Annotated in this window: 8 protein-coding genes; 4 read left to right on the top strand and 4 right to left on the bottom strand. The window is 39.2% G+C overall.

Annotated features, from left to right (window positions below; genetic code table 11):
• Positions 1-14: 14 nt before the first annotated feature.
• Together BM179_RS07320 and BM179_RS25685 are read right to left on the bottom strand one after the other, a co-directional pair.
• Positions 15-1,553, bottom strand: coding sequence for a protein-disulfide reductase DsbD family protein (locus BM179_RS07320; protein ID WP_229632915.1), 1,539 nt, complete (start codon positions 1,551-1,553; stop codon positions 15-17).
• An 11-nt stretch (positions 1,554-1,564) separates the two neighbouring features.
• Positions 1,565-2,077 carry a protein-disulfide reductase DsbD domain-containing protein gene (locus BM179_RS25685; RefSeq protein ID WP_092014493.1) on the bottom strand — a complete coding sequence of 171 codons (513 nt, stop codon included), beginning with the start codon at positions 2,075-2,077 and terminating at the stop codon, positions 1,565-1,567.
• Between the two features lie 462 nt (positions 2,078-2,539).
• On the opposite strand from BM179_RS25685, the gene glyA reads away from it, so the two are divergent.
• From glyA to BM179_RS07300, 3 genes are all read left to right on the top strand, one after another.
• Complete coding sequence (glyA, locus tag BM179_RS07310) at positions 2,540-3,847, top strand: serine hydroxymethyltransferase (protein WP_092014490.1); 1,308 nt, start codon at positions 2,540-2,542, stop codon at positions 3,845-3,847.
• 210 nt (positions 3,848-4,057) lie between these two features.
• Positions 4,058-4,906 carry a twin-arginine translocase subunit TatC gene (tatC, locus tag BM179_RS07305; RefSeq protein WP_092014487.1) on the top strand — a complete coding sequence of 283 codons (849 nt, stop codon included), beginning with the start codon at positions 4,058-4,060 and terminating at the stop codon, positions 4,904-4,906.
• A gap of 268 nt (positions 4,907-5,174) precedes the next feature.
• Positions 5,175-7,061 (top strand): ABC-F family ATP-binding cassette domain-containing protein, encoded by a 1,887-nt coding sequence (locus tag BM179_RS07300; RefSeq protein WP_092014484.1) that lies wholly within the window; start codon positions 5,175-5,177, stop codon positions 7,059-7,061.
• 40 nt (positions 7,062-7,101) lie between these two features.
• Here the strand turns inward: BM179_RS07300 and BM179_RS07295 are convergent, their stop codons facing one another.
• Positions 7,102-7,932 (bottom strand): LytTR family DNA-binding domain-containing protein, encoded by an 831-nt coding sequence (locus tag BM179_RS07295; RefSeq protein ID WP_092014481.1) that lies wholly within the window; start codon positions 7,930-7,932, stop codon positions 7,102-7,104.
• 187 nt (positions 7,933-8,119) lie between these two features.
• Here BM179_RS07295 and BM179_RS07290 point away from each other — a divergent pair, with 187 nt between their 5' ends.
• Entirely contained in the window at positions 8,120-10,633 is a 2,514-nt protein-coding gene (locus BM179_RS07290; protein ID WP_092015015.1) for a glycosyl hydrolase, read from the top strand.
• A gap of 45 nt (positions 10,634-10,678) precedes the next feature.
• On the opposite strand, the gene BM179_RS07285 is transcribed toward BM179_RS07290, so the two are convergent.
• Positions 10,679-11,929, bottom strand: coding sequence for a DEAD/DEAH box helicase (locus tag BM179_RS07285; RefSeq protein ID WP_092014478.1), 1,251 nt, complete (start codon positions 11,927-11,929; stop codon positions 10,679-10,681).
• Between the last annotated feature and the right edge of the window lie 387 nt (positions 11,930-12,316).

Genomic DNA, 12,316 nt, shown 5'->3' with positions numbered 1-12,316 from the left:
AATTACTATGTCCCTTATTTCCCTTCAAATTTTGTTTTTCCATCTTCCAGAAATTTAACAAAATTCGCTACATTCAGGTCAAATGCTTTGGGAGGTAATAAGGTTTTATGATCATTTTTAGGATCAATAAGACAGTAATACGGTTGTGCGTTACCATTAAATTTGGTAATCTCAAAATCAAGATTCTGATCACCGATACTGGTTTTCTCCTGCCCGTCATCTTTTGAAACGTACCATTCATTTTTTGGTAATTCAGTCTTATCATCCACATACAAGTCCACTACAATGTAATCTTTTCGCAGGCGTTTCAATACCTCAGGATCAGTCCAGACATTTTCCTCCATTTTCCTGCAATTTACACAGCCATGGCCTGTAAAGTTTATGAAAACGGGTTTATTCACCTTCTTTGCATACTCAACGGCCTCCTTGTAATCAAAGAATTTCTGAATTTCTTTAGAAGCTTTAAAAAGATTGGAATATTTAGGATTTTTAGGAAAATCAGCATCACCGGCAAAATCTGATTTTTCTGATCCTCCGGAGTTCGCAATAAAATCCTGTGATGTCAATGGAGGTAACCAGCCAGATAAGCCTTTTAACGGAGCACCAAACATTCCCGGAATCATATACACCACAAAAGCAAATACCAGAATAGAAAGCAGCATTCTCGGAACATTTACCTTTTCTACTTTACTATCATGAGGCAATTGGATTTTCCCTAAAAGATAAAACCCTATTAATGAGAAAATTACAATCCAAAGCGCCAGATAAATTTCTCTGTCAAGGATATGCCAGTGATACACCTGATCTGCTGTACTGAGGAATTTCAGAGCAAGAGCCAGTTCCAGAAAACCTAAAACGACTTTCACGGTATTCATCCATCCGCCTGATTTCGGTAAATTCTGAAGCCATTGTGGAAATATCGCAAATAAGGTAAAAGGAATAGCAAAGGCCAGTGAAAACCCTAACATCCCAATCACCGGCTTAATTACTTCGCCCTGAGCAGAAGCTATAAGAATTGAACCTGCAACCGGCCCTGTACAGGAGAAAGAAACCAGCACCAGGGTAAAGGCCATAAAAAAGATTCCTATTAAACCTCCTCTGTCTGACTGCGCATCCATTTTATTAACCAGACTGGATGGCAATACAATTTCAAACCATCCCAGAAAGGAGATTCCGAAAATGATGAAAATAACAAAGAAAAGCAGGTTAGGTATCCAGTGAGTGCTAAGGAAGTTAGCGAAACTTGCTCCGGCCAGGGAAGCTATAAGCGTACCAAAGAGGACATAAATTCCAATTATTGAGAACCCATAGAGAAATGCCAGTTTTTTTCCCCCTTTTTGCTTGGTGAAAAAACTTACAGTCATGGGGATAAGCGGATATACACATGGTGTAAGAAGAGCCACGAATCCGCTGGCTAATGCAATCCAGAAGAAAGTCCAGAGGGATTCATTTTTTACCTCTTCCTTCTCTGTTGAAGCGGTAACAGTAGCCACCGCAGCAGATGAAGCCACGGCCGGACTTGCTGCTTCAACAGAAGAATCTTTTGAAGGCAAGGCAGTAGTTTCTACTTCACTTTTTTTTTTGCCGATACGTTATCCGCACCAGCTTTTGCTTCCAGTTTGAAAGGCCCTTTTATCGGCACACATTGCCCGGTTTTATCGGTACAGGTCTGACTGTCATAAACACCTTCTATAACGATATCTGTTTTCAGAATCTTTACAGACTGGCGGAATTCTCCTTTTTCCTTGAAATAAGTATATTCACCATTCCAAATCTCTTTGTCGAATTTTTTATGAGGATTTATAGCTTTTAACCCTCCGACAGTTGCGTAAGAATCGTTTGCTTTGAATTTGATAGTCGTTACAATCGGTCCTAAATCCGGATCAAAATCGGAAGAGTATAGATACCAGTCTTTGTCAATCTTTACTGTGAAAACAATGTCAACAGTCTCTCCGACAGCAGGATTGGGTTTAGATAAAGCCCATGACCATTTTGCGGGAGTTAATTTTTGAGCATTCACAGCCACTGACACCAAAAGGGTCAGTATTGTAAAAAAGCTAAAAATGATTTTCTTCATTATAACGGTAATTAGTTTGTAAGTTGATTAGTCTGGTATTGTTTAGTAACGCACTTTCCTGCGTTTGAGTTTCTATTGGCTGAGATATAATTCTGTCAACGGAAAAAAGCTTCGCAAATTTAACTTTACTTGTGATTTAAAAAAAATATGTCCTGCAACTTCTGCTTAGTCTGATTATGTTTCAGATAGTTTTCAGTAAAAATCATGCTAAAGTTTTGATTCTGTTTAATGTTCCTGCATAAAGATACACCAGACATTACAAATGTCAGAATATTATACATCCTGAAATGCAATTTACCTGACAATTGAAAAAAGGTTTTTACAATCCATTTTAATAGATTATTTTTACTGAAAATTCCCCTACTATTTTCTGGTTTTATAAAGATTTGAGGATTTTTTGTAAAGATTTATCTTCAGATAGCTACGAATCAAAGATTTATTGAAGTTAATCCGAAATTTAAAATGGCAACAGCAACTGGGCGACATACCGCTTTCACCCTCGAAAGAGACACTCAAATTTTCGATCTCATCAATCAGGAGGCACACCGTCAGGAATACGGCATTGAATTAATTGCTTCTGAAAACTTTACTTCCAAGCAAGTAATGGAAGCACAGGGTTCTGTTCTTACCAACAAATATGCTGAAGGTCTTCCGGGCAAACGTTATTATGGCGGATGTGAGGTGGTAGATCAGATTGAGCAACTGGCAATTGATCGTGCAAAAGCATTATTCGGGGCAACCTGGGCAAATGTTCAGCCTCATTCCGGTGCACAGGCAAATGCTGCAGTGTTCTTATCTTTCTTAAATCCGGGTGATAAAATTTTAGGGTTTAATTTAGCTCACGGTGGTCACCTTTCTCATGGTTCTCCGGTGAACTTCTCAGGAAAGTATTTCCAGGCTTTCTTTTATGGTGTTGAACAGGAAACAGGTTTAATCAACTGGGATAAAGTTGAAGAAACTGCTCTTCGTGAGAAACCAAGACTTATTATTTGTGGTGCTTCTGCTTATTCACGTGACTGGGATTATGCCCGTCTTCGTGCGATTGCAGATCAGGTTGGTGCTATTTTATTAGCTGATATTTCGCACCCTGCCGCTTTAATTGCGAAAGGTTTGCTTAATAACCCGATGCAACACTGCCATATCGTAACAACTACTACTCACAAAACACTTCGCGGCCCCCGCGGTGGTTTGATTCTGATGGGTCAGGACTTTGAAAATCCGTTTGGCTTTACTACGCTGAAAGGAGATCTGAAGTTAATGTCAGCCTGTCTTGACGGTGCAGTATTCCCGGGTACACAGGGAGGTCCGCTTGAACATGTAATTGCCGCAAAAGCAATTGCTTTCGGTGAGGCGCTTACTGATGATTTCCAGGCTTATGCAGAACAGGTTAAGAAAAATGCTTCTGTAATGGCTCAGGCTTTCGTTGATAAAGGTTACAACATCATTTCAGGCGGAACAGACAATCACCTTATGCTGATTGATTTACGTCCTAAAGGTCTGACCGGTAAATTAGCTGAAAACACTTTGGTTAAAGCTGATATTACAATCAACAAAAACATGGTTCCTTTTGATGAGAAATCTCCTTTTGTAACTTCAGGTATGCGTGTAGGTACTGCTGCAATGACAACCAGAGGAATGAAAGAATCCGAAATGCTGCATATCGTTGAACTTATTGACAGCGTGTTGATGAACAACGATAATGAAACATTTATTTCTTCAGTAAGAACTGAGGTTAACAAATGGATGGAGCAATTTCCTCTTTACGTTTAAAATCTATTAATAAATCAGAATCATGTGTAAATACAGTGAATTTATCCATCTGTATTCTCTGTTTTTTTGATTTTAGATTATACCTTTTGAAAAAATGCCCTGACAAGTATAAATGCTGTCAGGGTTTTTTGCGTTTTTGATGTACTTTTGTACTCACTGGATCTGTAACACAAACAGGCGTTTGTGTATTTGACGACATTTTAAAAGATTATGGCATTAGACCAAGAATTTGACGAAGAAGAATTAGGCGAAACTGAAGGTAAAGAAATGACCTTCATTGATCATCTTGAAGAGTTACGGTGGCATATTATTCGTTCCCTGGCCGCAATTTTGGTGTTTACCATCGCTGCATGGATTTACAGGGATTTTATTTTCGGAGATATCGTTCTGGGGCCCTCAAAATCCACTTTCTGGACTAACCGGGTTCTATGTAAAGTAGCAGACCTGACCCATATCGACGGGCTTTGCTTTACACAGGCGAACTTCATTTTACAAAGCCGGGAAGTTTCAGGACAGTTTATGATGGCAATGACTCAGTCTGTCATTGTCGGATTGCTCTTCGCATTTCCTTACTTTTTCTGGGAAATATGGAGATTCATCAGACCGGGTTTGAAGACTACTGAGAAAAAAGCAGCAAGAGGTGCCGTTTTCTGGGTTTCTCTCCTGTTTTTCATGGGGGTTTTCTTCGGATACTTCGTCGTGGCACCAATGGCAATTAATTTCCTTGCTAATTTCAAACTTGATGAAAGTATTCAGAATCAGTTTGACATTAACGACTATATTTCTCTGCTTTCAATGCTTACGCTGGCTTGCGGTCTGACGTTCCAGTTGCCAATGATTTCCTTCGTTCTCTCGCAGGTGGGAATTTTAACCCCCGGATTTATGAGAGAATACAGAAAACATGCGCTGATTGTTATTTTGATTGTAGCAGCTATCATTACACCTTCTCCGGATGTTATTTCCCAGCTTCTGGTAGCAACTCCGCTTTTTGGCTTGTATGAAATCAGCATCTGGGTATCCGCTTCGGTAAACAGAAGAAAAGAAAAAGAATTGTTATAAGATTTTAAGGGATTAATAAGAAACACTGAATCATTCTAAAACATTTTATTGTTAAAAATGCCATGAATTATTCCCGTTAACTCCCTACCATTCAGCCCACAGGAAGTTATTTCCTGTGGGATTTTTGTTCCGGACATTCCGCTTTTAACAACATAATTCCGGAAGCTCTAATTAAAAACAGGGACTAAAAACTGAAAATCATTTACCCTGCTTTCTGAAGGATGTCTCATCCTTTGATCAATATTCAAAACTTTATAATTACTTGCAAATGAATTATTTATCAGCAGAAAATATATCTAAAAACTTTGGAGAACGCTGGCTGTTTCAGGATCTGAATTTCGGGATTTCCAGAGGTGAAAAAATTGCACTGGTTGGCCAGAATGGCTCAGGCAAGACTTCTTTGCTAAATATTCTGGCAGGAAAATTTCCTGCAGATTCAGGATCTGTAAGTATCAGAAAAGGTATCACTGTAGGATATCTGGCACAAAATCCGGAGTTTGATGAAACGCTTACTGTACTGGACACTCTTTTCAGCGGAGACCTGCCAATGGTGAAAGCTTTCAAGGAATATGAGGAAGCAATGCTTTCACATGATGTTGATCGCCAGACAGATGCTATTACACAAATGGATGCCTTGCAAGCCTGGGATTATGAAAGCAAAGTACAGCAAATTCTAGGGAAATTAGGAATCGTTGATCTTGACAAAGTTGTCTCACAACTTTCAGGAGGTCAGCGAAAAAGGGTTGCTATGGCCAGAATCCTTATTGAAGAACCTGATCTGCTTATTTTTGATGAGCCTACCAACCACCTTGACCTTGATACAATTGAATGGCTGGAAGGTACACTTTCTTCACAAAATATCACTTTATTGCTGGTTTCTCACGACAGATATTTTCTGGACAGAGTTTGTAATGTAATTGTTGAATTAGATCGTGGAAAAGCATTTTCCTACAAAGGCAATTATGCCTATTTCCTGGAGAAAAAAGCCGAAAGAGAAGCCATAGAAGCTTCAGAAATTGACAAAGCAAAAAATACTTACCGTAAAGAGCTGGAATGGATGCGTCGTCAGCCGAAGGCCCGCGGCACAAAAGCCCAATACAGAATTGATGCTTTTCAGGAAATTGACAAAAAGGCCCATTCAGCTGTAGAGAAATCTTCGTTAGAACTGAATGTTAAAATGTCCCGCCAGGGAAGTAAAATCATAGAAATCGAAGGCCTGAATAAATCGTATGGAGAAAAAACGCTGGTGAAAGACTTCAGTTATGTTTTCAAGAAAAAAGACAGAATTGGTATCATCGGGAAAAACGGAGTGGGAAAATCTACTTTTCTTAATCTTTTAACGCAGGTTATCAAACCGGATTCAGGAATTGTTGAAAAAGGTGAAACTATTGTTTTTGGTTATTACACGCAGTCAGATCTTGAATTCAGAGAAGATCAGCGGGTAATTGACATCATCAAGGAAATCGCAGAAGTAGTAACTGTAGGAACGGGTGAAACCATTTCAGCCAGTCAGTTTCTGAATCATTTCCTTTTTGATCCTAAGAAACAATATACCCTGGTATCCAAACTTTCAGGAGGAGAGAAACGCCGTCTTCAGCTTATGAAAGTTCTTATCAGGAACCCTAATTTCCTGATTCTGGATGAGCCTACCAACGATCTTGATATCACTACCCTGAATGTTCTGGAAGATTTTCTGCTGAATTTTGGAGGTTGTCTTCTGTTGGTTTCCCACGACCGTTATTTTATGGATACACTGGTTGAAAACCTTTTCCTTTTTGAAGGTGAAGGAAATATCAGGAATTTCAATGGAAATTATACTGATTACAGAGAATGGCTTAAAGAAAATGAATCGGGTCAGAATCAAAAATCTTCCGGAAAAACACAGGAAGTAGTAAATCTTGACCAGACCAGCAAAATTCAACAGCCCCCGGCGGCGGCCAAAAGAAAGCTTTCTTTCAAAGAGCAAAAAGAGCATGAAACCCTCGGCACAGACATTCAAAAACTGGAAAACCGCAAAAAAGACCTGACAGATTTGCTGAATAAAGGAGAAGGCAATTATGAGGAACTCGAAGCCTGGGCAAAAGAAATTGAACAAATCAATGAAAACCTGGACGAAAAGGAATTACGCTGGCTCGAGTTGGAAGAACTGATTTAAAATAACACCGGGTGTAAAGAACGTCTTTACACCCTTTTTCCTAAAGTCTTTTTACAATGTCTGAATTCTTTCTGGCAACCGGTACCAACATTTCATAGCCTTTCAGCTTTAATTTATACCCCTGAGCATTTCCGGAAACCGAAGCAACTTTTGATAGATTTACAATGAACGAACGGTGACAACGAACAATTTCCGGATTATCGATCTGCCCTTCCAGCCTGCTCAGGCTACTCCTGATCAATTCTTTATAAACCTGCCCGTCTTTCTCATAAACCAATGTGGCATAATTATCACTGGATTCAATGAACAGTAATTCAGAAGATAAAAGCGAAATACTGTCTTTCTCATTCTCGGCAATCAATTTTATCAAAACATCTTCCTTCTCAACTCTTTCCACAGAAGGCTGAGGCGGGTGGTTGTATTGTTTGAGATGATAAATATAATTAATGAACGCAATGCCTGTCGAGGGAAAAACGCCTATCAAAAAAGTATAACTAACCATTGATAACATTCCTACTCCTGCAATAATAAACAGCCCAATATAATGTCCGTATAAAATATTGCCAAGCGCTATACTCAGCACATTGAAAACTGTAAAGAAAATCTCCCGCCCTACAGTCCAGTTTTCTTCCTTAAAGAACCTGGGAAAAAGCCAGGTAAGCATAAAGAAATTCCCCAGCATAATTGCGGTTGTCACCAGTCCAAAATTTGCCAGAAGAATCAACTTATAAGGATTGTTCCACCCGGAAGAACCAAAAGGCTGAAAAATATCAAGAAAACCTGCAATGAAAATACCTGCTGCCACCGATAAAATCAGTCTCTTTCGGGGAGATTCACTATGTGGATAAGGCTGCCGTAAAATTGAAAACATAAATTGTGGGGTTATCCGAAGCAGATACCTCTCCAAAATTAATAAATCAGGAGATGCTTAAAAAGAAAATACATGCCACTGGTCTGAAAACTTTTCGGTTAAGCTATCCAAAGCCATGACGGAACAAGACAGTTTTTGGACTAATTTTACTTTGAATTTAATTTTTCTATTGTTGACTTCATTTTCTATGCGGAATTTACTTTTTTTAAGCCTGCTTTTCTTTTCGGTTCAGGCAAGATCGCAGCAATTTAATATAGCAAAACCGTGGACGTACTGGTGGTGGATGGGTAGTGCTGTTTCAGAAAAGGGAATCACCAGACAACTGGAACAATTTGCCAAAGCAGGAATTGGCGGTGTACACATTATTCCGATTTACGGAGTAAAAGGTTATGAAAAGCAATTTACACCTTTCCTGGGAAAACAATGGATTCATTATTTCGAACATACTACAAAAGAAGCCAGACGACTCGGACTGGGCGTTGATATGACAACCGGAACAGGCTGGCCTTTTGGCGGTGCCAATGTTTCAGGAGACATCGCCGCCAAAAAATGGAAATTAACCGGAAATAAAATGGAAACCGTTTTAACCGGACAAGCTGTTAAAAGAGCCGCACCAGGCGGAGAAGGTTTATCTCTGGATCCTTTTAGCTCAAAAGCTATCCCAAAATATGTCGGGAGGTTTGATACAGCTTTCTCTACCACAACAGCCCGCCCCAGAGCGATGTACTCCGACTCATATGAAGTATATGGTGCAAACTGGACTGATGAATTTCCGGCAGAATTTAAGAAAAGACGGGGATATGATCTGACAGATTTTCTGAAAGAATTTACTGATTCTACCCAAAATGAACGAAGCAGATTGATTAAAATGGATTATCATCAGACGATAGCTGATTTAGTTCTGGAAAACTTTGCTGAAAAATGGGTAAACTGGAGCAAAAAAAATCATTTTATTACAAGATATCAGGCTCATGGTTCCCCGGGAAACCTGCTTGATTTATACAGTGTAGCCGATGTTCCGGAAACGGAATCATTCGGTTCCAGCCGGTTTAAAATACCTTTTCTGAGAATCGACGAAGATTATGAAATCGAACGTTTTGGTATCCCGAATCCACTGGCTATGAAATTTGCCTCTTCTGCGGCCAATTTATCGGGAAAGAATCTGGTAAGCTCTGAAACCTGCACCTGGCTGGCGAATCATTTTAAAGTTTCTCTTTCTCAGGTGAAACCACAGATAGATGAGCTTTTTACTGCCGGAATCAATCATGTTTTTTTTCATGGAATTACCTACACAGCCCCTGAAGAAACTTTCCCGGGATGGTTGTTTTATGCTTCAACCAATTTCGGGCCTTATTCTCATTTCTGGAAACAGATGCCGGAGCTGACCAGATACATCAAAAATTGCCAGGAAATTCTCCAAAGCAGTAAGACTGATAATGACTTACTGGTTTATTTCCCGATTAATGATTTATGGGCTACCTCAACAAAGCCTTTGGGAAGTGTTTATCAACTTGATATTCACAGCATTAATGGCTGGATTTTACAACAAAATTTTGGAAAAACCTGCGGAAGCCTTTTGCGGAAAGGATTCTCTCTGGATTATATTTCTGATCTGCAAATCGAGCATCTCAGATTAGGTAAAAAAGGAACACTGGAAACAAAAGGACAAATGTATAAAGCCATTTTAATTCCAAAATGTACTTTTCTTCCCCAAAAAACCCTGGAAAGTCTTTTGAAGCTCTCCAAAGAAGGCGCTAAAATTGTATTTGAAGGAGCTTTACCGGAAAAATTCACCGGATTCGACTCCTTTGAAAGTCGTAAAAATCTTTTTGCAGAAGAAATAACACAGTTAGCCTCAAATGTTACCGTAAGCAATAATCCCTTGGAAATACTTTCATCCTGGGGTCTTTCTCAGGAAGTGTGGGTGGAAAAAGGTCTGAAATTTATCCGTAAAAAGAAGGGAACACAAACCGTTTATTTTATTACTAATCTTTCAAATGAATTTAATGAAGGTTGGATAGATTTATCATTTTCTCCGGAAAATCCTGAAAAATATTCTCCGTTAACCCAAAAAAGCGAAGGACTGCCCTCGCAAAAAAGCAATGGAAAGACCCGGATTTATTTGAAATTATTACCCGGAGAGTCTTGCTTTATCAGAAGTTCCTCACACAAAAGGCCTCCTGAAACAATAATTGCCGGAACCACAGCTCTTGACTTATCGAATGACTGGAATGTTACATTCCTGGAAGGGATGCCTTCCATAAAATATTCAAAAAATATCCACGATTTAAGCTCATGGGTCGGCTTTGCTGATTCCACTGATTATTTCTGGGGAACTGTCAGATATGCTAAAACATTCAATTTGCCGGAAAAACTTCAAAAAGTATCAAAATTAACCCTTGATTTAGGTAATGTGAAGGAGTCGGCGCTGGTGAAAATCAATGGAAAAGTTATCGGAACAGCGTGGTGTCTGCCATTTCAATTAGAAATTCCCCTAAATCTGCTTAAACCGTCCAATAATCTTTTGGAGGTCGAGGTAAGCAATTTATCAGCAAACCATATGCGTCTGGTTGATAAAGTTGCTCCTCAATGGAAGAAGTTTTATGACATTAATATTGTCGACATAAAATACAAGCCCTTTGATGCTTCAAAATGGCAGCCTATGCCTTCCGGTTTACTCGGGCCGGTAACGATTAAATAAAAACAAAAAGGCTTAGGTTTCATGACAAAACTTAAGCCTTTTATATTATTTCTTCTTAAACCACTTCCTTTTCTGATTTTTGGAAGAATTTGCCGGTTTCTGAGGACCAGCATTTATTTTCGATTTCGGAATATTTCCGGCCTGGGCAATAGCTTCTTCAGAAAGCGGGAAAGGATGATCTTCTATAACGGGAATGGTCTTTCCGATTAATTTCTGAATATCTTTCAACAAAACCCTTTCTTCCGCATCACAGAATGAATAAGCTGTTCCATTAGCTCCTGCCCTGCCTGTTCTGCCGATTCTATGGACATATGTTTCGGAAATATTCGGAATTTCATAGTTAATCACATAAGCCAGATCATCCACATCTATTCCCCGGGCAGCGATATCAGTTGCAACCAAAACCCTTGTTTCTTTCGATTTGAAATTTGACAAAGCTCTCTGTCTGGCATTCTGCGCCTTATCTCCGTGAATAGCTTCCGCCTTAATCCCCTTTTTATTCAGAATCTTCACCACTTTATCAGCACCATGTTTTGTCCGGGTAAATACCAAAACCGTTTCAATCGCTTTATTGGTCAGAATTTCGAGCAGTAATGCACTTTTGTCTTTTTTATCAACAAAATATACAAATTGATTAATCGTATCGGCAGTCGAAGAAACAGGCGTTACTTCAACCTTAGAAGGATTATGCAAAATCATACCTGCCAGCTTCAGAATTTCCGGAGGCATCGTTGCGGAAAAGAACAAAGATTGTCGTTTCTTAGGCAGAGCACTCAGCACTCTGTTTACATCGTGGACAAAACCCATGTCAAGCATGCGATCGGCCTCATCAAGTACAAACATTTCGATATATGCCAGTGTGACAATCTTCTGTGCCATCAGATCCAGTAAACGGCCCGGTGTGGCAATCAGAATATCAACTCCATTGTGTAATGCATCACTTTGTTTTCCTTGTTTTACTCCACCGAAAATAACAGTTGACCTTAAGTCAGTATATTTTCCGTAAGCCTCAAAACTCTCTCCGATTTGTATCGCCAGTTCTCGGGTTGGGGTCAGAATAAGCGCTCTTACTTTTCTCCTTCCTCTCCTATCTTCTTCTTTCTGAGCCAGCAGCTGTATAATCGGGATAGCGAATGCCGCAGTTTTTCCGGTTCCGGTCTGAGCACAGCCCAGTAAATCAGTACCTTGTAAAATAATTGGAATCGCCTGGGCCTGGATTGGAGTGGGCTGAGTATAACCTTCGGCTTGTAAAGCCTTCTGGATAGGCTCAATTAAATTTAATGATTCAAATGACATATTTTTCTTTAAATAGCTGTCAGCAATAAGCAGTACGCTATCAGCTTGAACGTTAATCTGAAAAATCAGACTTTATTTCTTCAAAACGAAGAATCAGGCAAAGTTCATCATAATTTTCCGATAAGGCCTTATCGATAGTCGTTTATCTTCCGAAAACACTTAACAATTCCTTTAAAAGGGTTTTATTTACTCAAAAAAGGAGATATATACTTTGTTTAAAGACATGAAGCTTTCTTATTTATTGATAGCTATCAAACAAATTTTTCACTATTGCCCCCTCTGTTTATTTCAATCAATTTCTCCGTCACAATTCGGTCTTCCTTATCCTCAATAAAAAATCCCTCAATGTTTTATTGAGGGATTTTTTTATGTGAAAATTCTAACCCT

The organism is Pseudarcicella hirudinis, assembly GCF_900115665.1.
In the GTDB taxonomy this organism is placed as follows: domain Bacteria; phylum Bacteroidota; class Bacteroidia; order Cytophagales; family Spirosomataceae; genus Pseudarcicella; species Pseudarcicella hirudinis.
Note: the sequence above shows the minus strand (reverse complement) of the source record. Positions and strands in the feature narration are given on the sequence as shown.